This window comes from Haloferula sargassicola, assembly GCF_040362925.1.
GTDB classification, from domain to species: domain Bacteria; phylum Verrucomicrobiota; class Verrucomicrobiia; order Verrucomicrobiales; family Akkermansiaceae; genus Haloferula; species Haloferula sargassicola.
In genome coordinates, this window is the sequence record NZ_BAABRI010000004.1 from 75,317 (window position 1) to 98,477 (window position 23,161).

General features: G+C 64.8%; 19 protein-coding genes. 12 read left to right on the forward strand and 7 right to left on the reverse strand.

The window, feature by feature from the left end:
- Window positions 1-52: 52 nt before the first annotated feature.
- Complete coding sequence (locus tag ABXH26_RS04270) at window positions 53-1,153, reverse strand: aminopeptidase (RefSeq protein ID WP_353565801.1); 1,101 nt, start codon at window positions 1,151-1,153, stop codon at window positions 53-55.
- 166 nt (window positions 1,154-1,319) lie between these two features.
- A complete protein-coding gene (locus ABXH26_RS04275; protein WP_353565802.1) occupies window positions 1,320-2,399 on the reverse strand; it encodes a PIN/TRAM domain-containing protein in 1,080 nt (359 codons plus the stop codon).
- 135 nt (window positions 2,400-2,534) lie between these two features.
- Between ABXH26_RS04275 and ABXH26_RS04280 the strand changes: the two genes are divergently transcribed.
- Genes ABXH26_RS04280 through ABXH26_RS04290 form a run of 3 tightly spaced genes read left to right on the forward strand, consistent with a single transcriptional unit; the run spans window position 2,535 to window position 6,555 of the window.
- On the forward strand, window positions 2,535-3,392 hold the full coding sequence (locus ABXH26_RS04280; RefSeq protein WP_353565803.1) for a sugar phosphate isomerase/epimerase family protein: 858 nt from the start codon (window positions 2,535-2,537) through the stop codon (window positions 3,390-3,392).
- Window positions 3,393-3,450: 58 nt separating this feature from the next.
- Window positions 3,451-6,195: a [protein-PII] uridylyltransferase gene (gene glnD / locus ABXH26_RS04285; protein WP_353565804.1), complete on the forward strand. Its 2,745-nt coding sequence runs from the start codon at window positions 3,451-3,453 to the stop codon at window positions 6,193-6,195.
- 3 nt (window positions 6,196-6,198) lie between these two features.
- On the forward strand, window positions 6,199-6,555 hold the full coding sequence (locus tag ABXH26_RS04290; RefSeq protein ID WP_353565805.1) for a hypothetical protein: 357 nt from the start codon (window positions 6,199-6,201) through the stop codon (window positions 6,553-6,555).
- A gap of 11 nt (window positions 6,556-6,566) precedes the next feature.
- Here ABXH26_RS04290 and ABXH26_RS04295 read toward each other — a convergent pair whose 3' ends face one another.
- From ABXH26_RS04295 to ABXH26_RS04310, 4 genes are all read right to left on the reverse strand, one after another.
- A complete protein-coding gene (locus tag ABXH26_RS04295) occupies window positions 6,567-6,806 on the reverse strand; it encodes a hypothetical protein (RefSeq protein ID WP_353565806.1) in 240 nt (79 codons plus the stop codon).
- Between the two features lie 84 nt (window positions 6,807-6,890).
- Window positions 6,891-7,154 (reverse strand): 30S ribosomal protein S20, encoded by a 264-nt coding sequence (rpsT, locus tag ABXH26_RS04300; RefSeq protein WP_353565807.1) that lies wholly within the window; start codon window positions 7,152-7,154, stop codon window positions 6,891-6,893.
- A 123-nt stretch (window positions 7,155-7,277) separates the two neighbouring features.
- Window positions 7,278-7,907 (reverse strand): L,D-transpeptidase family protein, encoded by a 630-nt coding sequence (locus ABXH26_RS04305; RefSeq protein WP_353565808.1) that lies wholly within the window; start codon window positions 7,905-7,907, stop codon window positions 7,278-7,280.
- A 26-nt stretch (window positions 7,908-7,933) separates the two neighbouring features.
- Window positions 7,934-9,427, reverse strand: a complete 1,494-nt coding sequence (locus ABXH26_RS04310) for a cellulose synthase family protein (protein ID WP_353565809.1) — start codon at window positions 9,425-9,427, stop codon at window positions 7,934-7,936.
- Between the two features lie 273 nt (window positions 9,428-9,700).
- Here ABXH26_RS04310 and ABXH26_RS04315 point away from each other — a divergent pair, with 273 nt between their 5' ends.
- Window positions 9,701-10,531, forward strand: coding sequence for a hypothetical protein (locus ABXH26_RS04315; protein WP_353565810.1), 831 nt, complete (start codon window positions 9,701-9,703; stop codon window positions 10,529-10,531).
- 6 nt (window positions 10,532-10,537) lie between these two features.
- Window positions 10,538-11,335, forward strand: a complete 798-nt coding sequence (gene ygfZ, locus ABXH26_RS04320) for a CAF17-like 4Fe-4S cluster assembly/insertion protein YgfZ (RefSeq protein WP_353565811.1) — start codon at window positions 10,538-10,540, stop codon at window positions 11,333-11,335.
- 60 nt (window positions 11,336-11,395) lie between these two features.
- Here ygfZ and bamA read toward each other — a convergent pair whose 3' ends face one another.
- On the reverse strand, window positions 11,396-13,726 hold the full coding sequence (bamA, locus tag ABXH26_RS04325; RefSeq protein ID WP_353565812.1) for an outer membrane protein assembly factor BamA: 2,331 nt from the start codon (window positions 13,724-13,726) through the stop codon (window positions 11,396-11,398).
- Window positions 13,727-13,926: 200 nt separating this feature from the next.
- Between bamA and tig the strand changes: the two genes are divergently transcribed.
- The 7 genes from tig to ABXH26_RS04360 all read left to right on the forward strand — a co-directional run bounded on the left by tig (window position 13,927) and on the right by ABXH26_RS04360 (window position 23,151).
- The gene (tig, locus tag ABXH26_RS04330) at window positions 13,927-15,264 is read left to right on the forward strand and encodes a trigger factor (RefSeq protein WP_353565813.1); all 1,338 of its coding nucleotides are present in this window, start codon (window positions 13,927-13,929) and stop codon (window positions 15,262-15,264) included.
- A complete protein-coding gene (locus ABXH26_RS04335) occupies window positions 15,261-15,953 on the forward strand; it encodes an ATP-dependent Clp protease proteolytic subunit (protein WP_353565814.1) in 693 nt (230 codons plus the stop codon). Before tig ends, ABXH26_RS04335 begins: the two co-directional genes overlap by 4 nt.
- 90 nt (window positions 15,954-16,043) lie before the next feature.
- Window positions 16,044-17,315: an ATP-dependent Clp protease ATP-binding subunit ClpX gene (clpX, locus tag ABXH26_RS04340; RefSeq protein ID WP_353565815.1), complete on the forward strand. Its 1,272-nt coding sequence runs from the start codon at window positions 16,044-16,046 to the stop codon at window positions 17,313-17,315.
- Between the two features lie 172 nt (window positions 17,316-17,487).
- Window positions 17,488-18,495: a patatin-like phospholipase family protein gene (locus ABXH26_RS04345; RefSeq protein WP_353565816.1), complete on the forward strand. Its 1,008-nt coding sequence runs from the start codon at window positions 17,488-17,490 to the stop codon at window positions 18,493-18,495.
- Window positions 18,452-19,912 carry a phenylacetate--CoA ligase family protein gene (locus tag ABXH26_RS04350; protein ID WP_353565817.1) on the forward strand — a complete coding sequence of 487 codons (1,461 nt, stop codon included), beginning with the start codon at window positions 18,452-18,454 and terminating at the stop codon, window positions 19,910-19,912. Before ABXH26_RS04345 ends, ABXH26_RS04350 begins: the two co-directional genes overlap by 44 nt.
- Before the next feature lie 57 nt (window positions 19,913-19,969).
- Window positions 19,970-21,199, forward strand: a complete 1,230-nt coding sequence (locus ABXH26_RS04355; RefSeq protein ID WP_353565818.1) for a thiolase family protein — start codon at window positions 19,970-19,972, stop codon at window positions 21,197-21,199.
- A gap of 11 nt (window positions 21,200-21,210) precedes the next feature.
- Entirely contained in the window at window positions 21,211-23,151 is a 1,941-nt protein-coding gene (locus tag ABXH26_RS04360) for an FAD-dependent oxidoreductase (RefSeq protein ID WP_353565819.1), read from the forward strand.
- The last annotated feature ends 10 nt before the right edge of the window (window positions 23,152-23,161 follow it).

Genomic DNA, 23,161 nt, shown 5'->3' on the forward strand with positions numbered 1-23,161 from the left:
GCGGCGCGAGCCTCCGGGCCTTGCGAGGAGCGGTCACAGCCGGCGCTCCGTTTCAGCCGTTGAGCTTCGCCAAGGCTTTGGGCAGGAACACGCCATCCTTGCGGATGAGCTTGCCGTCGAACTTGATTTCGCCGCCGCCGTAGTCCTTGCGCTGGATGCAGACCATGTCCCAGTGGACCTGCGAGCGATTGCCATTATCAGCCTCCTCATAGGCCTGCCCGGGGGTGAAGTGGAACGAGCCACCGATTTTCTCGTCGAAGAGGATGTCGCGCATCGGCTCGCGGATGGCCGCGTTGTAGCCCAGCGCGAACTCGCCGATGAAGCGGGCACCCTCATCACTATCGAGGATCTTGTTGATCTCCTTGTTCTTCCCGGGTGACTCGGCCTTGACGACCTTGCCTTTTTCAAAGGTCAGCTTCACCGAATCGAAGGGGATGCCCTGGTAGATGGTCGGCGCGTTATAGGAAAGCGTGCCCTCGATGCTGTCGCGCACCGGCGCGGTGAAGACCTCGCCGTCGGGGATGTTGCAGGTGCCGGCGCAGACCACTGCCGGGATGTCCTTGATCGAGAAACGCAAGTCGGTGCCGGGGCCGGTGATCTCGACGAGATCGGTGGCATCCATGAGCTTCTTGAGCGCCGTGGCGGCGGGGACGAGCGACTTGTAGTCGACGAGGCAGACCTTGAAGTAGAAGTCCTCGAAAGCCTCGGTGCTCATGCCGGCCTGCTGGGCCATGGAGGGATTCGGCCAGCGCAGCACGCACCACTTGGTCTTTTTCACGCGCCAGTCCATGACCGGGCGGAGCTGCTTCATCGCCAGCGCCATGCTCTTGCTCGGCACGTCGCTCGTCTCGGCGATGTTGGCGGACCCACGGACGGCGATGTAGGCGTTCATATCCTTCATTTCGGCGAGCAGGTGCTTTGACATCAGCTGGTATTGCTCGTCGGTCGCACCTTTCAGCAACTCGCGCGTCAGGCGGGAGGAATGGTTGCGGATGAGCGGCACGCCCTTCCTGCGGCGAACCTCGCGAATCAGCGCCAAGCCGATTTCATCGGGCACATCGTAGAGATCGATCAGGATCTTTTCCCCTTTCTTCAGGGAAACGGAGTATCCGACCAACTGGCGGGCCAGCTCATCAACGCGGGGGTCATGCATGCCGGAGGGAAGCGGGTTCCGGGCCCGGCTGCAAAGTCGAAATCCGGCCCGCCGCGGAGGCGAGTCGTAAGCGAACCACGGAGTGACCGGATCGCGGAGATTCCGAAGACCCGGCTGAGGCGGTCCGGTAACGGGCTTCCTCCCCGGAGCGATCCAGCCCCGGCCCTCACCCCGCCAGCTCGGCGAAGACCATGGTACCGCCAGCCGTTTGCAGGGTGCTGATGACCTGCACGTCCTCGGTGTGGCCGATGCGCTGCACGGCGTGGTTGACCACGATCATGGTGCCATCGGAAAGATAGCCCACGGCCTGGTGGTCGTCTTTCCCGGGGCGGACGAGCGCCAGGCGGATGCGCTCGCCGACGACGACCGACGGCTTCAAGGCCTCGGCCAACTCGTGAAGGCTCAGCACCTCGACGCCGCGCAGGCGGGCGAACTTGCCGAGGCTTTCATCGGTGGTCATCAGGCGCGCCCCGAGCAGCAGCGCCGTCTGCACGAGGCGCACGTCCAGCGATTCGGATTTATCGACCTCGCTCGCGTCCTCGATCGTGATGGCAATGGCCGAGTCCGCCTGCATTTTCTCCAACAACTCCAGGGCGCGGGATGCCCGCTGGCGCTGGGTGGTGGCGGCGGAGTCGGAGATCGACTGGAGCTCATCGAGCACGAAGCGCGGCACGATGAGTCGGCCGGCAAGGAATCCCGCCCGCACCAGGCCGGGGATGCGGCCGTCCATGATGGTGTCGCCATCCAGCACCACGGGCCGGCCGGAGGTGCCGTCCTGGCGGAAGCGGACGTAGGGCAGGATGAAGGCGAAGTCGTCCCGGCTGCTGCGCAGGGCCAGCACGGCACCGATGAAGCCGAAGCCGGCATAGATCATGGTACCGACGGCGAGGTTGATCGTTTGCGCGATGTCCTTGCCCGAGGCCGATCCGCGGTCCATTTCGATGACTCGATTGAAAGCGGCGTTGACCAGCTCGCTGAGGCCCACCCGGGTCAGCAGGAAGGCGCAGAACAGGCCGACGAGCAGACCGAAGGTGGCGGTGGACAGCCCGCGCACGGTGAAGCCTTTCATGAGCATCTCCACCAGGATAAAGACCCCGGCGATGAGCAGACCGCCGAGCAGGCCGGCCCACATCGGGATGCTCCACGCCTCGTTGCCCTTGGTGCCGAAGGCCAGCATGAAGCCCGCCACCACGCAGATCAGCACGTAGAGGAGGCGGACGATGTTGACGGAGGTCGGAGTTCCCATCGGTGGCGTCGAGCATCCGCCCGTCCCTCCTGTGGGCGCAAGCAAAAGCACCGGCCCACCGGATTCCGCGCTGGCACGGAACCGATGATTTTTTCGCGAGAAAACGCCCGCGCCTCCGTAGTATCCCACAGTTCTATGAAACGCCGCCACGCCTTGACCCTCCTGCCCGCCTCCTCGCTCCTCCTCGGCGCCCGCGCCGCCGCCGCCCCGATCCCGAAATCGGCCGCCACCGATGCCGGCTTCGCGATCTCGGTGCAGTGCTGGTCCTTCAAGGAGTTTACTTTGTTCGAGGCCATTGAAATGGCCGCCGCGGCCGGTGCCGGCGGTGTGGAGCTGTTCCCCGGACAAAAGATCGGCGGCGAACTCGGGGATGCCGGAGTCGATCCGGCGAAGGCATCCCAACAGGTCCCGGCGATCCTCGCGAAATGCAAGGAGCACGGCGTTTCCCCGGTGAACTTCGGCGTGACCGACGTCCCGAACGACGAGGGCAAGGCGCGGGAGATCTTCGATTTCGTGAATCAGCTCGGCGCCTACGGGGTGACCACCGAGTCCCTCGGCTCACTCGACCTGATGGAGAAGCTGGTGAAGGAATACGACTTGAAGGTTTGCTTCCACAACCACCCGAAGGGCACGCCGCTATGGAATCCGGACACCGTCTGGAAGGCGATCCAAGGCCGCGACGAACGGATCGGCTACTGCGCGGATGTCGGCCACTGGGCGACCTCCGGGCTGGATCCTCTGGAGGTGATCCGCAAGATCGCTCCGCGGGTTCGTTCCTTCCACATGAAGGACCGTGAGGAGATCGGAAAATGGACGCACGACCGGCCGTTCGGCACCGGGATCATCGATAACGGCGCGATCCTCGACGAGGTGCGGAAGCACGGCTTCGCCGGCAACGTGTCGATCGAATACGAGCACAATTGGGACAAGTCGCTGCCGGAAGTGGCCCAGTGCGCGGGCTACCTGAGGGGCTACTCGAAACTTCGCGCGTGACGCGCGGCCATTCCGGGGTAGACCGGCGGGACCACCTCCCGCAATCTGTCGCTGCCCGATGGCTTCACCCCACCTCAAGAACCTCGCCGAACATGCCCAGGCCGCCCTCAAGGCGGCCAAGGAGGGCAAGCTTTCCGCCGGTGAGCGGCTGAGCGTTTTCAAGCGCTTCCTCAAGATCGAGGAGCACCGGATCAAGCTCCGCCACCAGGCCGGAGCCGGCGGCTTGGAAATCGCCCGCTCCCGCTCGGAGCTGCTCGACATCGTCCTGCGGGCGGTGTTTCACGGCGCGCTCAAGCAGCGCGGACTCAGCTCGAAGCTGGCGCTGGTGGCCGTGGGTGGCTACGGACGCAGCACCCTCAACCCCTGCTCGGACATCGACCTGCTGTTCCTCGTGCCACGGGCCTCGCACAAGTTGCCGAAGGACCTGGAGGAGGTGGTCCACGAGGTCCTCTACCTGCTGTGGGACGTGGGCTTCAAGGTCGGCCACTCGGTGCGCTCGATCGCCGAGTGCATCCAGCACTCGCGCCTCGACCAGGAATCGAAGACGGCGCTGATGGATGCCCGCCGCGTGGCTGGCGACCGGTCGCTTTTCGCCGATTTCCGCAAGCGTTTCAACGTCGAGCTGAAGCGCGGCCAGGCGGCCTTCTTCAAAATGCGCCGCGAGGACCTGCGCAGCCGCCACAAGAAGTTCTCCTACACCGTTTTCCTCCAGGAACCGAACGTGAAGGAAGGCTGCGGTGCCATGCGCGACTACCAGAACATCCTGTGGGTCACGCGGGTCAAGCGCGGCTGGACCTCGCTCGACAAGCTGGTGGAGGCGCGCATCCTCACGAAGGGGGCGCTGCGCCAGGTCAAAGAGGCCTACGATTTCCTCCACCGCGTGCGGAATGAACTGCACTATCAGGCGGGCCGCGGCTCCGACCAGCTGACGCTGCGCCTGCAGGGCATCGTTTCCACCGATTTCCGCTATCCCCAGCGCTCGATCCTGCGCCGCACGGAGGCCTTCATGCGCGATTACTACCGTCATACGCGCAACCTCTACCACCACACCTCCTCGGTGATGGAGACCTTCCAGATCGAGGATGACAGCGGCGCCGACCGCAGCGGCCTGGCGAGTTTCCTGACCTTCCGGAAACAGAAGCGCGAGGAGTTCGACGGCTTCGTCTCGCAGGACGGACGGATCTTTCCGGCCAGCCCTGACATCTTCAAGGAGGATCCGCTGCGGCTGATGCGCCTGTTCCAACACTGCCAAGTCCGCAACCTGCGCCTCAGCCCGCCCATCCGCAAGCTGGTGAAAAAACACTGGGGCGACATCGACCGCCCCTTCCGCTACAACAAGCTCAACCGCGAGGTCTTCGAGGGCATCATGTCCCGCAAGGGCGACGTGGCGCGCACCCTGCGGCAAATGCACCGCGTCGGTTTCCTCGGCCGCTACCTGCCCGAGTTCGGCGCGCTCGACTGCCTCGTCCAGCACGAGTTTTTCCACCGCTACACCGCGGACGAGCACACGCTGCGCTTCATCGAGACGATCGACTCACTGGTCGAAAGCGACGATCCCCGGCTCCAGCTCTACCGCCAGCTGCTGATCGACATCCAGGATCCCTACGCGCTGTACCTGGCGATCCTGCTGCACGACAGCGGCCGGTCGGAAAACGTCCGCGAGCACATCGACGGCTCCGCGATGCTCGCGCAGCGGCTGTGCAACCGCCTGCAGGTGCGCGGCACGCGCCGCCAATTGATCATGTTCCTGGTGGACCACCACCTGACGCTCTGGCGCTACGCCACCACGCGCAACATCGAGGATCCGAAGGTGGTCGCCGAGTTCGCCGGGCTGATGCGCAACACCACCCGCCTCGACGCGCTGCTGCTCTTCACCTACGCCGACTCGAACGCCACCTCACCCGACGCCTGGACAAGCTGGAAGGAAACCCTGCTGCGGCAGCTGCACTCCTCGACCCGCAGCTTCCTCACCGACGGCCAAGAACGCTTCAACGAGATCATCGCCCTCGAGCGGGAGGCCTTGAAAAAGCAGACGCTCAACACCATGAGCGATGACTGGCAGCAGGAGGTGGAGGAGCATTTCGAGCGCATGCCGGCCGCCTATTTCCGCTTCCGCAGCCCACGCAGCATTCCCGTCCACATCCGCGCCGTCCGTCAGTTCAAGGAAAGGGAGGAAAAGAGCGACGGCGGTTTCGAATGCTCCATTCAAGGCCTCGACCGCGCCGACCGCGGCTACACGGAGGTGGTCGTCGTCTCGCGCAACCGGCCGTTGTTTCTCGAAAAGATCTGCTGCGCCATCGCCTCGGAAGGGATCAACATCCTCTCGGCCGACTTCCACACCCGGACCGATGGCATCGTGGTCGACATCTTCCGCGTCTGCACCGTCGATTTTGAGCCGGTGTCCAATCCCGCGGTGCGCGAGGCGGTGGTCCAAACACTCTACAAACTCGGCCGCAGCGAGGATTACGTCGCGGCGGACTACCTCAAACCCAAGCGGAATCTGCTGCGCCCGCGAGAGAACGGCGGCATCGCCTTTCCCGTGCGGGCCCACATTTCGAACCAGATCGATCCTTCCTCGAGCGTGGTGGAAATTCAGGCCATCGACCGGATCGGCCTGCTGCACGACCTCTTCCACGCGATCAATGAATCGGGCCTCGACACCGTCCACGCCCGTATCTGCACCGAAAAGGGTGCCGCGCTCGACACGCTCTACGTCACCATGCCCGGCGGCGGCCAGGCGACGGATCCCAAGCTTCTGACCGCCCTGCAAAAGCGCCTCGAGCGCGCGATCCAGCCCAACTGACCTGTGCGAGCCCTCATTTTCACCGCCGGCGGGCTGACCACCGCCCTGGCCTTCGCCGCCCACTCACAGCTCAAGGATCCCGGGATGCTGCAGGGGGCGTTGACCCTCGGCGGCGGCTGGATCATCTGCGGCCTGTTCTCGTTTTCCAACCGCTGGCACGGCATCATCGGGGCCGGCGTGCTCGGCCTGCTCGGAGCCGCCCGCTGCGCCCCTGCCCTGCTGCAGCTCGGAAAAAGCGCGACCGCTCCCTGGGAGACGGCCGCGCTGTTGATCTCGAGCGTGGTGCTGGTCGCCGTGGTCCGCGCGCTGACGGCCGAACGGGCCCGCCGGATGCGCGAGGAATTGCTAAAGGAGGACTGAAAAGCGGTCCCTCAGGACAGGTCGCCCATGGTGACCGAGGTCTGGTCGCGCGAGCCTAGCAGCTGGGCCTGCTCGATGACGCGCACCGAGGCATCATCAAAGCGGAAGCTATGGCAGTTGGGGCACAGCACCACGCCGCGGCCGACGATGGACTCGCAGCCTTCGCAAACCTTGTAGCCGGTCGGGTTGGCGGCGATTTCGGCAGCCTTCTTCTGGCGCGCAGAGGGCTGGATGGGTGTGGGATCGCTCATGAGACGGACACGGAAAAAGCGGCACCGGATCCCGGCGCCGCCTGAAAGAATGGACGGGCACCTCGGCAGAGGCGCGTGGCCTGCTCACGCCATCGCCGCAAGCGCCTTGGCGGTCTTGCTCTTGATGTTGGCGGCCTTGTTGGCGTGGATCAGCCCCTTCTTGGCGGCCTTGTCCACCGCCGAGGAGAGCTGGGAAGCCGCGGAGGCGGCGGTGCCGGCATCGCCCGAGGCAACGGCGGCGAGCGTTTCCTTGCGGAGCTTCTTGATGGTCGTCTTGCGGGCGCGGTTGCGCTCGGTGCGGGTCTTCGTCTGGCGGACGCGCTTGAGGGCGGACTTGTGGTTGGCCATGGTGATTCGGAAAAAGTCGGAAAAAGTGCGGTCGGGAACCCCTGCGGGACGGATCACCGCGCCGCAGGGGGCCGGGAAAATAGGAATTGGGGCGGGCTTGTCAAGCCCGCGCCCCGGCAAAATTCAGGGATGAAAGGCGGTGTACCCCCGGTAGCGGTCGTTCCCCTGCTTCTGGGCATACTGAAGGCCCTCGCGCGTGGTCAGAAGGGAACCGCGGATGACCCGCACTTCCGCTCCGACGCCGACCCGGTTGTAGAGATCCACCACATCCCGCTGCGCCATCCGGATGCAGCCGTAAGAGGCCGGCGATCCAAGGCGCCATTCCTCGGGCGTGCCGTGAATGTAAATGCAGCGCCCGAAGGTGTTGCGGTTCTGGCTTTCCTTTCCGTGCAGCCACAGGATGCGGCCGACGATGGGATCGCGGCCGGGCTCATTGGGTCGCAGGACCTCACCGGTCGGCCGCCGGCCTTTGAAGACCATGCCGCTCGGGGCGCCGTCGCCGATCTTGCGGGCGACTTCCATGTAGCCGAGCGGCGTGCAGTTGGAGCCGCTGCGTGATCCGAGGCCGAACTTGGAGGTGGAGACCTTGTAGGCTTTCACCGGTTTGCCGTCCCGGACCAGGAGCATCTGCTGGTCGCGCACGCTGACCAGCATCTTGTTGTGATCGTCCCGGCTCGTGCCACAACTGGAAATCACGGCACAACCGAGGATGAGTCCTGCCTGAAGCAGAAGAATCCGCAGCTTTTGTGTCATATAAGGGAAACGTTGAGTGTGGGTGATCAGTCGATCCGTGGTTTCTCCACCTTCGGGCCGGGAAGCATCCGCGCGATCGACGCCGTCGATGTATAGAAGAAACCGACCGGGAAGGGAAGAAGAAGAATTGCCGAAGACCAGCGGCCATCCAGCGCCGCCTCCAGCACGACGAACAGGAAGAAGAAGCCGAACAGCAGCTCGACCAGCGGGGTGATCGACTTGATCGCCTTGTAGCTGCTCTTCCGCCAGTCGGTCTTGCGGGTCTGGTCGATGCCGTATTTCGGCGTGCGGACGAAGGCCGACTGGTGGTTGAAGATCGCTTCAAGCACCGCCTTGGCGTTGTTCACCGACATCCCGATGCCCAAGGCGAGCAACAAGGGGAGATAGGGGATTTCCTTCCACCATGAACCCGGACGCAGCGCCTTCTGCGAGGTAAGGTAGAACACAATGACCGACACCGAGGCGAAGAAGAAGATCGGGACGTTAACGATGTAGTAGGTCAAGGGCCCGAAGTCCGGCGCGGCATGCTGGTTCGGATAGATGAGGAAGCAAAGGCAGATCAGCAGCAGATAGGCGAAGTTCGACGTCAGGTGGGCGGTGGCCTCGAGCTTCACATGGAGCGGCACGCGGCTGCGCCAGATCGCGGGCAGGACCTTTTTGCAGACCTGGATGGAGCCCTTGGTCCAGCGGTGCTGCTGGCTCTTGAAACCGTCCATGTCGACCGGCAGCTCGGCCGGCGTTTCCACGTCGTTGAGGAAAATGAAGCGCCAGCCCTTGAGCTGGGCCCGGTAGCTGAGGTCCATGTCCTCGGTCAGGGTGTCGTGCTCCCAGCCGCCGGCGTCGGCGATGCAGCCCTTGCGCCAGATCCCGGCGGTGCCGTTGAAGGTGAAGAAACGTCCGCTGCGGTTGCGGGCCGTCTGTTCCAGCTCGAGGTGACCGTCCAGGAACATTGCCTGGATGCGCGTCAGCACGTTGAAAGTGCGGTTGAGGTGCCCCCAGCGGGTCTGGATCATGCCGATCTTGTCGTCGGCGAAGTAGTGGATCGTGCGCTGGAGCACATCGGGATTCGGCACGAAGTCGGCGTCGAGGATGAAAAGGAACTCCCCTTTGGCCTGGCGGGTGCCGTGTTCCAACGCCCCCGCCTTGAAGCCGGTGCGGTCAACGCGGTGGATCAGCTGGGCGTCGAAGCCCCGTTCCACCAATCGGGCTACGCCGGCCTCGCAGATGGCGGTCGTTTCGTCGGTGGAATCGTCCAGCACCTGAATCTGCAGCTTGTCCTGCGGGTAATCGAGGGCGGCCACGGATTCCAGCAGGCGGTCGACGACGTGAAGCTCGTTGAAGACCGGGAGCTGGATGGTGACCAGGGGCAGCTCGGCGAAACGCCGGGCCGGTTCCGGTCGGCGGCGGGCGTGGCGCAGGTAGAGATAGACGATGGTGAGGCGGTGGGCGCCGTAACCGGCCAGGCCGATCAGGACCAGCAGATAGGCGGCGTACCAGAGGGGAGATGACCAGAGTTCCATGATGTTCTCAGGAGTTGGAAAGATTGCCGGATGCGTATGAGAAAGGATAGAAAAACGATCGCCACCCCCCAAGACCGGTGGATGCCGGAAACAGAGCAGACCTCGTTCCAGCAGCCGGATCCGCGTGGAAGCGATCGGAATGAGTTGAAAATCAGCGCCTGACACCCTCGCGGTGCGGGCCGGAAGGCCAGCAGGAATCGGGCGCCCCGTCAAGTTCCGATCCGGCCCCGCATTCCCGTTGCGGAAACCGGCGGCCCCTGCCAGAGTTGCCGTGTGATCCGCCCATCCTTACTCGCGACCCTGCTGGCAGGTTCCTTGTTCGCCCAGGAAGCTCCTGACCCAGCGGCACCCTCGATTCCGGCCGACCTTTTGGATGATCCCCATGTCCGTGAGGAACTCGCCATCAACGAGTTCACCGCGCCGTCGATTTCCCGTATTTTCGATTCGCTGGAGTCCCTGACTCCCCTGCCGATCAACGAACACACCCGCGAAATCCCCGAGCGCATGCCGCTCAACCGCGCCGATCTGGCGGTCGAGCTGGGCTTTCTCATCGCCGACGGTTTCCTGATCGTCCAGGCAGGAGAGCTCGGAAAAGTCGAGGATCTCGCCAGCCACCTCACCCGCTACGGCAAGGCGCTGGGTGCGGGTGATCGCGTCAACCGCCACGCCGCCAGCCTGCTGGAAAGCGCGCGCGAGGGCCACGTCGATCAGCTCAAGAAAGAACTCTCCGCCACCCAGCAGGACGTGGAGCTGGAACTCGTCACGCTGCGCGACGCCGACCTGGCGCACCTGATTTCGCTCGGCGGCTGGGTGCGGGCGCTCGACGTGGCCTCCGCCGCGGTGGTGCGCCAGTTTTCTCCCGAACGCGCCAAGGAAGTGATGCGTGAGGACATCGCCGACTACTATTCGTCCATCATCGGCTCGCTCGAGCCGCGGATCGCGGAGCGCCCGAACTACCTGGCCATGCGCGACCTGCTGGCCGGCATGCGGACCGAGATGACCTTCAAGGAAGGCGAGGATCCGACGCCGGAAAAGATGGCCGAGATTGAAAAGCAGGCCACCAAGCTGGTGGAACTCGCCCTCCAGCGCGAGGAGTCGAACTGATCCCTGATGGAAAACACGTTCCCCCCCGAGTCGCCCGGCATCGTCACGGTGCGCGGCGCGGATGCGGTCAGGTTTCTCAACGGACAGCTGACCCAGGACGTCCGCCATCTCGGGGACGAAACCCGGCTGTCCTGCCTGACGGATGCCAAGGGGAAACTCCAGCATCTGGTCGAAGTCCTTGCCGGTCCCGCGGACGGCATCCTGTGGATTCTCTGTGCGCCGGAGGAAACCGACCCTGTTTTCGAGCGTCTCGACCGCTACCTGATCGCCGACGAGGTGGAACTGGGCCGCGAGCCCGGCTCATGGACCCGGATCCGCTCCGGAGGCCCGCTGCCGGAGGCGAGCTTCTCCCGCCAGGCATTCTGGCCGGACGGGTGGCGGGATCACTGGTTCAAAGGCTCCCCCGCCGGGCTTTCCACAGGCGGAACGGAAGCGGATCGGGAAGAACGCCGGATTCGCGATGGAATTCCGCAGCGAGCCGTCGAAGCCATCGTCGGCATGCTTCCCCCCGAGGCCGGCCTCGATGCCTTGGCCGTCTCCTTTGAAAAAGGCTGCTTCATCGGCCAGGAGACCCTCTCCCGCATCAAGAGCGCCGGAAAGGTGAATCGCCGGCTGCAGCGCTTTGCCCTGAACGGCCCGGCGGCTCCCGGCGATGGGATCCAGATGGAGGGTCAGCCGTGCGGGGAGCTGACCAGTGTGGCTCCCTCCGGCGAGGCCGCCCTCGGTTTCCTGAAGAAAGCCGCCTTCGGCCACCGCCATTTCACGCTGGCCGGCCGGCCGGACAGCACGCTGACCGTTGTTTGAAAAACCGAACGGGCGCGGCCTGTTTCCAAGCCGCGCCCGTATGAAGGCTTTGCCGACGAATCAGTATTCGTAGCTGAGGGAGAAATTGAAGCGCCCCCCTTGGTCGGCGCGCGGATCCGGGCTGCGGACCGGCACCGCGTAGTCGAGCGCGATCGGCACCGGGCTCACCGGCAGGCGCAGGCGGACGCCCACGCCCACGTCGTGGTAGAGTTCCGTGGCCGAATTGACGAAGCCCACGTCGTAGAAGGCCGCGACCCGCACGTTGTCGATGATCGGCACGGTGTATTCGACCTGGCCGTAACCGAGCGAGGTGCCACCGACGACCTCGCCGGTCACCGGGTCCCGCGGGCCGACATCGCGGAAGTCGAAGCCACGCAGGGTGCGGGCACCACCGAGGAACAGGCGGTCAAAGATCGGCACGTTGCCGCTGGTCGCGTCCACGGCCGCGAGTTCGCCGTTGACGGAGAGGATCGAGTCCCACTTGAGATTCCAGAATTTCTGTCCGCGCAGGGAACCGCCGATGATATCGACGTCGCCACCCAGGAAGGTGCCCGCCACGTCGAGTCCCACGTCGACTTTGCTACCGCTGCGGGTTTCAATAAGTGCGTCGCGCGTGTCGTAAATCCAGTGGGCGCTGACCGCGCTGCGGATGTAATCGCCTGCTTCCGGAATGAGCAGCGAGGCCGGGCCGCCGCCCGCCACCGAGGCGGCCGACGCGGTGTAGACGGCGTTTTCAAGGTCGATCTCCACCTTTTCGATCCGGTACTCGGCGGTGAAGTAGGTGTGTTCGGTGAGCGGCTTGCGGACGTTGATCGCGGCCCCGATGTTGGTTTGCTCGTAGGCGTCCGAGTAATACTGCGAATCGCGGTAGAACAGCTCGCCGCCGACCGCGAGCTGGCGGCCCATGAACCAGGGCTCGACCAGCGAGACCGAGAAGTCGCTGCGCTCCGAGCCGATGCGAAGGTTCATCGCGAAACGCTGGCCACCACCGGTGAAGTTCCATGGGTTGCGGATGTCGAAGTTCGACTGCTCGAGGTTCACGAAGCCGACCACGTTGTCGATCGAGCTGAAGCCCACCCCGGCACTCACCGAGCCGGTTTTGCCCTCCTCCACCAGAATATCGACGTCGCGATAGCCGCCTCCGCGGGCGCTCGGCGAGCTGTCGACCTGGACGCTGCGGAAATACTGCAGTCCCTCGAGGCGCGACTTGGTGGTATCGAGCTCGACGGAGTTGAAGTAGTCGTCCGGCTTGAGAGGCACCTCCCGGCGGATCACCCGGTCCTGGGTCTTGGTGTTGCCCTGGATGTTCACGTTTCCGACGCGGAAGCGCTTCCCTTCGGAAACCCGGTAGATCACGTTGACCTGATTCGGACCCGCATCGCGGATGTCGGGCGTCACCGTGGCATCGGCGTAACCACGGGAACCGTAGTAGCTGCGGATGGTGGTCATGTCCGCGCGCATTTTCTTCGAGTTGTAGGCGTCGCCGCCGTTCAGCGTCAGGGCCGGGTAAAGCTCTTCCTCGGTGAAGACCGACATGCGGCCGAAACCGACGCCCTTGACCGTGTATTTCTCGCCTTCGTTGATCGGGATCACGAGGTCAACGCGACCGTCGCCCACCGGCTCGCGGCGAACCCCCGGGCTGCTGGCGCGCAGGTAGCCCTTGGTGCGGTAGTAATCGAGCACCGCCTCCAGATCGTCATCCAGCTGATCCACCTCGAAGCGGCCGGACTTGGTGAAAAAGGCGAACAAGCCCTTTTCCTTCACCTTCATCTGGCGACGCAGCGTGCGGTCGTCGAAGGTCGAATTCCCTTCAAAACGGATGTCGCGGATCTCGTTTTTGACCCCCTCGTCGATCACGAAGATCAGCTCCGAGCCGGTTCCCGAGGGAGAGGGCTGGATGCGGTGGGAAATCTGCACGTCCGGATACCCGGCATCCATGTAGTATTGCTCCAGATTGCGCCGGGCATCGAGAATCGCCTGGTCGCTCAGGGCGCCGCCGGCCGTCATCTTCGAGGCCTTGGCCAGCTTGTTGTCGGAGAAAACCGAATTTCCCACGAATCCGATGGCGTCCACCCCGGCGCGGGGGGTCACCGCGTACACAACGCGCACGCCCCCGCCGACCGGCTCGGCCAGCACCCGGACGTCATCGACGAAGCCGGACTCGTAGAGCGTCTTGATGTCGTTATCGATGGTATCGGTGCGGTAGGTCGTGCCCGGCGCGAGCTGGACGAAGTTCCGCAGGCGTTCTTCATCGACCGTCTTCGGTCCCTCGTAACGGAAGTCCACGCCGACGACCTTCTGGCCCTCGAAGTCCTGGGCGGCGGCCGTCCCGAAGGAGGTCACCCAAACCGCGGCCAACAGGCCAATCACCCGACCGGCCACGCGGACCATGCCCCTAAGTTGTGTGAAGGATAGAAAATCCATGTGGTTCAGTGATGGGCGGATGAAACCCGGCCGACCCTATCCGCGTCAAGGACCATGTCCCCCATCCCGCGGGTTGGAAGCGGTTACTTCGCTTTGACATCCCGCCCCGCGTCTCCTAAGGCTCCCGGCCCGCGGCCGAAACCCGCCGCGCCAGCCGCTCCCGGATCATGAACATCAGCGTTGAAAAGCAGCCCAACTGCACCGCCACCCTCCGTGTCGAAGTCCCCTCGGAAACCGTCAAGTCGGAGCGTGATAACATCGTCTCCACCTACGCCTCCCAGGCCCGCATCCAGGGTTTCCGCCCCGGCAAGGCTCCGAAGAAGGTCATCGAAAAGCGTTTCGCCGACCAGATCACCGAGGAACTGGAGGAGCGCCTCACCCGCAAGGCCTTCGATGAGGCGCTGCAAACCCAGGACATCAAGGTGCTCAATTTCGGCCACCCGGCCCTCTTCAACACCGAGGAAAGCGGAGCCATCACCTTCGAGTCGGTCCTCATCCTCGCGCCCGACATTTCCCTGCCCGAGTACAAAGGCGTGTCGATCTCCGCGCCTTCGGCGGAAATCACCGATCAGGAACTCGACCAGCAGCTGGAAACCCTCCGCGAGCGCTCGGCCGAGTACCATGACGTCGAGGATCGCCCCGCCCAAGCCGGCGACATCGCCGTGATCAACTACTCCGGCACCGTCGAAGGCCAGTCGATCGAGGAATTCGTCGGCCGCCCGGTCGGCTACATCGCCGGCCGCGAGGGCTTCTGGATGAAGCTCGACGAGCAATCCTTCCTGCCCGGCTTCGCCGCCCAGCTCGAAGGCGCCAACAAGGCCGACCAGCGCACTGTCACCGTCACCGTGCCCGACGACTTCCCGGTTTCCGAACTCCACGGCAAGGAGCTTTCCTTCGAGGTCACGGTCAACGAAATCAAGGAGGCCGTGCTGCCCGAGCTGGACGATGAGTTTGCCGGCAAAATCACCGGCGGCAAGGGTCTGGACGAACTCAAGGAGATGTTGCGCCAGCGCATGGGCTACGAAAAGCAGCGCCAGATCGACGACATGAAGGTCAACCAGATCGTCGAGCACTTCAACAGCGCCGTTGATTTCGACCTGCCCGACGCCCTGCTCCACCAGGAAACCCAGAGCCAGGCGGACCAACTCGTCCAGCGCGGTGCCCAGTCCGGCATGTCCGAAGACGAGCTCGCCGCCCAACGCGAGGAGATCTTCGCCACCGCCGGCATGCAGGCCCGCACCAACCTCAAGACGAACTTCATCCTTCAGGAAATCGCACGCGCCGAGAACCTTTCGGTCGGCGACCAGGAACTCGTTTCGCACCTCGCCCAGATCGCGAGCAGCCGGAAGGAGAACCCGAAAAAGTTCATCAAGCAGCTCCAGCGCGAAGGCCGCATCCCCGGCATCCGCAACTCGATGCTGGTGGGCAAGGCCATTGACTTCGTGCTCGAACACGCAAACGTCGAGGAAATCCCGGCCGAAACTCCGGAGACCTCCGAAGCATGAACCATCCCACTTCCATTCCCCAGGCGGGCGGACCCCAGGGCAACTACTACGTCCCCGTCGTCATCGAGCAGGACGCCCGCGGCGAGCGCTCGTTCGACATCTACTCGCGGCTCCTCAAGGACCGCATCATCTTCATCGGCACGCCGATCGATGACTTCGTCGCCAATTCGGTGATCGCCCAGCTCCTTTTCCTACAGATGCAGGATCCAAAAAAGGACATCCACATCTACATCAATTCCCCCGGCGGCTCGGTCACCGCGGGCCTCGCGATGTATGACACGATGCAGTTCGTCACCTGCGACGTGAACACCTACTGCATCGGCATCGCCGCCTCAATGGGTTCCGTCCTCCTCACCGCCGGCACCAAGGGCAAGCGCTTCTGCCTGCCGAACTCCCACGTCATGATCCACCAGGTCTCCGGTGGCGCCCAAGGCACCGCCTCGGACGTCGAACGGACGATCGGCTTCATGTTCAACCTCAAGAAGCGCCTCAATGGCATCCTCGCCAAGCACACCGGCAAGACCGTCGAGCAGGTCGAAAACGACAGCGACCGCGACAACTACATGACCGGGGAGCAGGCCATGGAATACGGCCTCGTCGATAAAGTCCTGGAAAGCCGCAAGGAGCTTCCTGATGCCGTCCAATCCGAGCTGGATTCTTCGGATGACGGAAAAAAGGACGACGCCTGATCTTTTTGACGCTAGTCTACCGGGGTGCTGCGGCGGGTCCGTGGCACCCCTTTTGCTTTCAAACTCAGATCCTTCCCGATTTTCCTACCTATGGCCCGTGCCTCCAACCTCACGATGTGCTCCTTCTGTGGAAAGAGTCACTCCGAAGTGAAGAAGCTCATCGCCGGCCCCGGCGTTTACATCTGCAACGAGTGCGTCGACGTCTGCTCGAACATCCTCGAAAAGGAACTCAACGGCGGCGGCGAGGACGGCAAGAAGAGCCGCACCGGCTCGGTCACCCGCCCGCTGATGTCGCCCGCGGAAATGCGCGCCCGCCTGGATGACTTCGTGGTCGGCCAGGAGCAGGCCAAAAAGGTTCTCTCGGTCGCCGTTTACAACCACTACCAGCGCCTCCGCCAGCAGAGCCTCGAGAACGCCGAGTTCGACGAGGTCGAGATCGAAAAGTCCAACGTCCTCCTGCTCGGCCCGACCGGCTCCGGGAAGACCCTGCTCGCCCGCACCCTGGCGCGCTTGCTCGACGTCCCCTTCTGCATCGTCGACGCCACCACCCTCACCGAGGCCGGCTACGTCGGCGAGGATGTGGAAAACATCATCCTGCGATTGCTCCAGGCCGCCGATTTCGACGTCGAGCGCGCCGAGCGGGGCATCATCTACATCGACGAAATCGACAAGATCGGCCGCAAGACCGACAACGTCTCGATCACCCGCGACGTTTCCGGCGAGGGTGTCCAGCAGGCCCTGCTCAAAATTCTCGAAGGCTCCGTCTGCAACGTTCCGCCGCAGGGCGGCCGCAAGCACCCGCAGCAGGAATACATCCAGATCAACACCGAGAAGATCCTGTTCATCTGCGGCGGTGCCTTCGTCGGCCTGCCGGACATCATCCAGCGCCGCCTCGGCAAGGCATCGCTCGGTTTCCACGGCATCTCCGAAGCCCGCGAGGTGAAGGAAAACCCGCTCGAAACCGTCGAGCCGGAAGACCTCCTCCATTTCGGTCTGATCCCCGAATTCATCGGCCGCCTGCCCGTCATCACCGCGCTGCGCCAGCTCACCGAGGACGAGCTTGTCTCCATCCTCACCGAGCCGAAGAACGCTCTGACCAAGCAATACGGCAAGCAGCTCGCGCTGAACGACGTGAAGCTCAAGGTCACCAAGGACGGCCTCCGTGCCCTCGCCGCCGAAGCCGTCAAGCGCGGCACCGGCGCCCGCGCCCTGCGCTCCATTTTCGAACGCCTGATGCTCGACGTGATGTATGACATCCCGTCCCGCGACGACGTCGAGTCCGTCACCATCAACCGCGCCGTCGTCGAAGGCGAAAAGGCTCCCCTCGTTCGCAAAGGGCGCTCCGACAAGGACGCCGCGTAGCTGCGGCGGCCCGCCGCAGGCCGTGGCGGAGGCGGCCCGCCTCGCTTCTTCTTTCCAACACGCCCTCCTCACAGGAGAGCGTGTTTTCGCGTACCCATCTCGTAAATCGGCCGTCTTCCATTTGCGCCAGCCCACGACCGGCTCTACTGTTAGGGTGGACTCTTTCCAACCCATGTTCAGCCGTATTCTCAGCTTCTTCCGCCGCGATCCCGCCCGCCATCGGGTCGAGCGCCCGCTGCGTGGCTCCGCAGCCCCGAAGCTCGGGCTCGCCCTCTCCTCCGGCGGCGCCCGCGGCCTCGCCCACGTCGGCGTGCTTCAGGTGTTGGAGGAAAACGACATCGAGATTCACGCCATCGCCGGCTCCAGCATGGGTGCCTACGTCGGTGCCCTGTGGGCCGCCGGTTTCTCTGGAAAAGACCTCGAGGAGCTCGCCGCGGAAATGCACGACCGGCGCCAGCTCTGGAAGCTCGCCGATCCGATCGTGCCGCCGATGAAAGGCCTCTTTCACGGACTCAAAGCCAAGGCCCACCTCGCCCAGTCGCTTGGCGACCTCACCTTCGAGGATCTCGAACGCCGCCTGCTCGTCGTCACGGTCGACATCGACACCAAGGAGCGCCTCGTCCTCCGCAGCGGCTCGCTGGTGGATGCCGTCCACGCCTCCTGTGCCATGCCCGGCATCATCGCGCCGGTGCGACTCGGCGACCACCGCTGTGTCGATGGCGGCGTGGTCGAGCCCGTCCCCGTCGGCTCCCTTCAGAAATACGGCCAGGTCGACCGCATCGTCGCCGTCTCGGTCGTCCCGACTTTCGAGGAAATTGAGGCCGGGCTCGCCAACGTCGGCGACGAGCCCGTCGATCCGCCGCTTTGGAAACGCGCCACCGCCGCTCTCAACCGCAACCTCAACCTGATGGCTCCCGGCAACGCCATCGACACCTTCCGCCAAAGCATCCGTGCCGCCCAGATCCGCCTCGCGCACGATTCGATCGCCCGCGCCGACCTTTGCCTGCACCCCGGTCACACCGCCGCTTTGTGGCACGACTACTCGAATTTCGAAAAATTCATCGAAGCCGGCCGCGAGGTCGCCACCCGCCGCCTCGATGACATCCGCGCCCTCCTCGAACCCATCGATCAAGCCCATGAAACCCACCGCGAAGGACTGGTGGGAGACCGCGTCGCCTGACGAGATCGCCCACCATCAGAATCAACTACTCACGCCGTACTTGCGCGACCGCGTCGTTCCTTTCGTCGCCTACTACCGCAAGCAGTTTGAGGAGATGGGCATCGACCCGCGCGCCATCCACACGATCGACGACCTCGCGCAGATCCCCTTCACACGGAAAAGCCACATCGAGGACCCGCGCGACTTCGTCGTCATCCCGGACGAGGACGTTCTCAAAAAGCAATGGTCCACCCTCAAACGCGTCGTCCTCCACGGACCGCACGGCGTGAAAAAGGTGCTCACCGAGGAACTGCGCCCCATTTTGCTCACCAGCACCACCGGCCGCTCCGCCGCCCCGGTCCCCTTCCTTTACACCAAGCACGACCTCACCCGGCTCGAGGAAGGCGGCCGCCGCCTGATGGTCCTCTGCGGCGCGCAGGACGACTGGCGCCACATCAACGCCTTTCCCTTCGCGCCCCACCTCGCCTTCTGGCAGGCCCACTACGCCGGCCTCGGCTTCACCACCTTCGTCCTTTCCACCGGCGGCGGGAAAACCATGGGCACCGAGGGCAACATCCGCCTGATCGACAAGATCAACCCCGACTCGATCATTGCCATGCCCACTTTCCTCTACCACCTCCTGCAAGAGGGCGAGGAAAACGGCTCCGAGTGGACCAAGCTCAAGCGCATCGTCCTCGGCGGCGAAAAAGTCCCCACCGGCATGCGCCGCAAGCTCACCGCGCTGTGCAAGGACCTCGGCGCGACCGATGTCCGCATCATGTCCACCTACGGCTTCACCGAGGCCAAGATCGCCTGGACCGAGTGCATGCCGCCCGAGGCCGGTGCCGAGCCCTCCGGTTTCCACACCTACCCCGACATGGGATTCGTGGAAATCATCGACCCCGAGAGCGGCGAGCGCGTCCCCGACGGACAACCGGGCGAGATTGTTTACACCCCGCTCGACGCCCGCGGCACCGTCGTCCTCCGCTACCGCACCGGCGATCTCATCGATGGCGGCATCACCCGCGAGCCCTGCCCCTACTGCGGCCGCACCTGCCCGCGCCTGATGGGAAAAATCTCCCGCGTCTCCGACATCCGCCGCCTCAACATCGGCAAACTCAAGGGCACTCAGGTCGACTTCAACGCGCTCGAAAACCTCCTCGACGACACCGACGGACTTGGCGCCTGGCAGATCGAGCTTCGCAAAAAAGACGACGACCCGCTCGGCGGCGACCAGGTCCTCGTTCACGCCGTCCCGCTCGACGGCATTGGCAAGGACGAACTCCGAAATCGCATCGAGGAACGCTTCCGCAAGGCCACCGAGTTCTCGCCCAACGGCATCGCCTTCCACAGCTGGGACGAAATGCGCCGCATGCAAGGCGTCGGCAAGGAACTCAAGGAACAGAAAGTCGTCGACCACCGCCCTAAGGACCACTGACCCGATCGGAACTCAGGCTTCAGCCTGCATCTTCAATCTCAAATCTTCAATCTTCCCATGTCTCCTTTCTACATCTTCGCCGGCACCCGCACCCCCTTCTGCCGCATGGGCAGCGATCTCGACCCGCTCGATGCCGCCGACCTTGGCCGTCACGCCGCCAGCGCCGTGCTCACCCAGTCCGGCATCGATCCCGGCGAGATCTCCGAAGTCATCTTCGGCTGCGTCGCCCAGCCGGCCGATGCCGCCAACATCGCCCGCGTCATCGCCCTTCGTGCCGGCGTTCCCGAGCACGTCCCCGCCGCCACCGTCCACCGCAACTGCGCCTCGGGCATGGAGGCGGTCACCACCGCCGCCCAGCGCGCCGCCGCCGGTCATGGCGACCTGTTTCTCGTCGGCGGCACCGAGAGCATGTCCCGCATCCCGCTCCTCTACTCCCACGCCACGGCGAAAAAGTTCGCACGCCTCCAGCGCGCGAAGTCGCTCGGCCAGAAGCTCTCCGCCCTGACCTCGTTCCACACCGCCGACTTCAAGCCCCGCATCGGGCTCCAGCTTGGCCTCACCGACCCCGTCTCCGGCATGATCATGGGCGACACCGCCGAGCTGCTCGCCCGCGAGTACGACATCTCCCGTAGCGAGCAGGACGCCTTCGCCGCCGAGTCCCACCGCAAGGCCCTCAACGCCATGGACGCCCTCAAGTCCGAGATTTCCCCGGTCTACGTCAACGGCAAGGCCGTCACCTCCGACAACGGCATCCGCGACGACTCCACCCCCGAGCGCCTCGCGAAACTACGGCCCATCTTCGACAAGCGCACAGGCACCGTCACCGCCGGCAACAGCTCGCAGGTCACCGATGGCGCCGTCGCCCTGCTCGTCGGCAGCGGGTCCGCCGCCAACCGCCTCGGCCTCCAGCCCCTCGCCCGCATCACCGGCTACGCCTACGCCGGCTGCGACCCCGCCCGCATGGGCCTCGGCCCCGTCCACGCCATCGAGCGACTCCGCCAGCGCGGCATCGACCCCCACAGCGCCGAACTCGTCGAGCTCAACGAAGCCTTCGCCGCCCAGGCCATCGCCGTCTTGAAAGAGCTATCGAAGTCCGGCTTCGACATCCCGCCGGAAAAGCTCAACCGCCGCGGTGGGGCCATCGCCCTCGGCCACCCCGTCGGTGCCACCGGTGCCCGCCTCATCCTCACCGCCCTCGACCAACTCCGCGAACTCAATGCCCACCGGGCCCTCTGCACCCTCTGCATCGGCGGCGGCCAAGGGGCCGCCCTTTTCCTCGAACGCTAACAAGGAGCGCCATGAACATTTCGCTAACAAGCACCCACGGCATCGCCACCCTTCTCTTCGATCGCGAGGGCTCGTCCGCCAACATCTTCGACCGCGCCACGCTGGAGGAACTCTCCACCCAGCTCGAACAGATCGCCGCCGACAACTCGCTCAAGGGCCTCCTCCTCCGCTCCGCCAAACCTTCCATCTTCATCGCCGGCGCCGACCTCAAGACCCTCTCCTCGGCCAGCGGCGACGAACTCGCATCCCTCATCGACCTCGGCCACCGCGTCTTCAACCAGCTCGAAAAACTCCGCATCCCCACCGTCGCCGCCATCCATGGCGCCTGCGTCGGCGGCGGCTACGAACTCGCCCTGGCCTGCGATTGGCGCGTCGCCTCCGACTCGTCGAAGACCCGCATCGGCCTGCCCGAGACCAAGCTCGGCATCCTTCCCGCCTGGGGTGGCTCGACCCGCCTGCCGCGCCTCGTCGGCCTGCCCGCCGCCCTGCCACTGGTCCTCGGCGGGAAACTCCTCAAGCCCGAAGCCGCCCGCCGCAAGGGCCTCGTCGATGCCGTCGTGCCGCGCGAGCACCTCGAGTCCCACTCCCTCGGCTACCTGAAAAACGGCAAGCGCTCCGAGCCCTCCCATTTCCTCGCCCACAACCCCGTCTCCGTCGCCGTCATCCGCAAGAAGGCCGGCGACGACCTCGAGGACAAGACCCGCGGACTCTACCCCGCCCAGCCGGCCGCGCTCGACGTCATGTGCCGCGCCGTCTCCGGCTCGAAGGACGCGTCGTTTTCCCGGGAAAAGGAAGCCATCCTCGACCTCGCCCGCCGCCCCGAGACCGCCAGCCTGATGCGGCTCTTCCAGCTGACCGAGCGCGCCAAGAAGCACCGCTACACCGAGGCCGAGCCGCGCGAGATCCAGCGCACCGCCGTCATCGGCGCGGGCGTCATGGGTGCCGGCATCGCCTACTGGCTCAGCACCCGCGGCATCGACGTCGTCCTCCGCGACATTTCGGAAAAGGCCGTCGCCGCCGGCATGGCGCGCATTTCGAAGAACTACGACACTTCCCGTAGAAAGCACATCCTCTCCGCCACCGAGGCCGCCCGCGGGCTCGACCGCATCCACGCCACCGCCAGGCCCGTCCCGCTTCACCGCTGCCAGCTCGTCATCGAGGCCGCCTCCGAAGAGCTGGAGATCAAGAAGACGATCTTCGCCGACCTCTCGCAGCGCACCGCGCACGACACCCTCCTCGCCACCAACACCTCCGCCCTGCCGATCCGCGAGCTGGCCGGTTCGATCGAGAACCCGTGGCGCCTGCTCGGCCTCCACTTCTTCAACCCCGTCCACCGCATGCAGTTGGTCGAGGTGGTGCGCACCGACCAGACCTCCGACGAAGCCATCGCCACCGCCATCGCCTTCGTCCGCCGCATCGGCAAGATGCCCGTGCTGGTCAAGGACTCGCCCGGCTTTCTCGTCAACCGCATCCTCCTCCCGTACCTCGTCGAGGCCGCCGAGATCTTCGAAAAGGGCGGCAACCCGAAGGTCATCGACGACGCCATGCTCGACTTCGGCATGCCGATGGGGCCGCTGCGCCTGCTCGACGAAGTCGGCCTCGACGTCGCCGCGCACGTCGCCCACACCCTCGCCGCCGCCTTTCCCGACCGCATGCGCGTCCCCGCCATCGCCGAGAAGCTCGTCGAGGCCGGCCACCTCGGACGCAAGTCCGGCAAGGGCTTCTATCGCTACGGAAAAAACGGCCACGAACCCTCGCCCAAAGCCCTCAGCCTGCGCACCGGCTCGGAGCCTGCCCCGCGCGACCTCCAAAGCCGCCTCGCCGGCCTGATGGCCGACGAAGCCCGGCGCTGCCTCGACGAGGGCATCGCCGAGTCCGCCGACGACATCGACCTCGCCATGGTCCTCGGCACCGGCTTCGCCCCCTTCCGCGGCGGCCCCATGCAAATCTGAAATCTGAAAT

Excerpts from the sequence above, each read along its gene's own strand:
- ABXH26_RS04270 (WP_353565801.1), bottom strand. The coding sequence starts at position 1,153 with ATGCATGACCCCCGCGTTGATGAGCTGGCCCGCCAGTTGGTCGGATAC.
- ABXH26_RS04275 (WP_353565802.1), bottom strand. The coding sequence starts at position 2,399 with ATGGGAACTCCGACCTCCGTCAACATCGTCCGCCTCCTCTACGTGCTG.
- ABXH26_RS04280 (WP_353565803.1), top strand. The coding sequence starts at position 2,535 with ATGAAACGCCGCCACGCCTTGACCCTCCTGCCCGCCTCCTCGCTCCTC.
- glnD (WP_353565804.1), top strand. The coding sequence starts at position 3,451 with ATGGCTTCACCCCACCTCAAGAACCTCGCCGAACATGCCCAGGCCGCC.
- ABXH26_RS04295 (WP_353565806.1), bottom strand. The coding sequence starts at position 6,806 with ATGAGCGATCCCACACCCATCCAGCCCTCTGCGCGCCAGAAGAAGGCT.
- rpsT (WP_353565807.1), bottom strand. The coding sequence starts at position 7,154 with ATGGCCAACCACAAGTCCGCCCTCAAGCGCGTCCGCCAGACGAAGACC.
- ABXH26_RS04305 (WP_353565808.1), bottom strand. The coding sequence starts at position 7,907 with ATGACACAAAAGCTGCGGATTCTTCTGCTTCAGGCAGGACTCATCCTC.
- ABXH26_RS04310 (WP_353565809.1), bottom strand. The coding sequence starts at position 9,427 with ATGGAACTCTGGTCATCTCCCCTCTGGTACGCCGCCTATCTGCTGGTC.
- ygfZ (WP_353565811.1), top strand. The coding sequence starts at position 10,538 with ATGGAAAACACGTTCCCCCCCGAGTCGCCCGGCATCGTCACGGTGCGC.
- bamA (WP_353565812.1), bottom strand. The coding sequence starts at position 13,726 with ATGGTCCGCGTGGCCGGTCGGGTGATTGGCCTGTTGGCCGCGGTTTGG.
- tig (WP_353565813.1), top strand. The coding sequence starts at position 13,927 with ATGAACATCAGCGTTGAAAAGCAGCCCAACTGCACCGCCACCCTCCGT.
- ABXH26_RS04335 (WP_353565814.1), top strand. The coding sequence starts at position 15,261 with ATGAACCATCCCACTTCCATTCCCCAGGCGGGCGGACCCCAGGGCAAC.
- clpX (WP_353565815.1), top strand. The coding sequence starts at position 16,044 with ATGGCCCGTGCCTCCAACCTCACGATGTGCTCCTTCTGTGGAAAGAGT.
- ABXH26_RS04345 (WP_353565816.1), top strand. The coding sequence starts at position 17,488 with ATGTTCAGCCGTATTCTCAGCTTCTTCCGCCGCGATCCCGCCCGCCAT.
- ABXH26_RS04350 (WP_353565817.1), top strand. The coding sequence starts at position 18,452 with ATGAAACCCACCGCGAAGGACTGGTGGGAGACCGCGTCGCCTGACGAG.
- ABXH26_RS04355 (WP_353565818.1), top strand. The coding sequence starts at position 19,970 with ATGTCTCCTTTCTACATCTTCGCCGGCACCCGCACCCCCTTCTGCCGC.
- ABXH26_RS04360 (WP_353565819.1), top strand. The coding sequence starts at position 21,211 with ATGAACATTTCGCTAACAAGCACCCACGGCATCGCCACCCTTCTCTTC.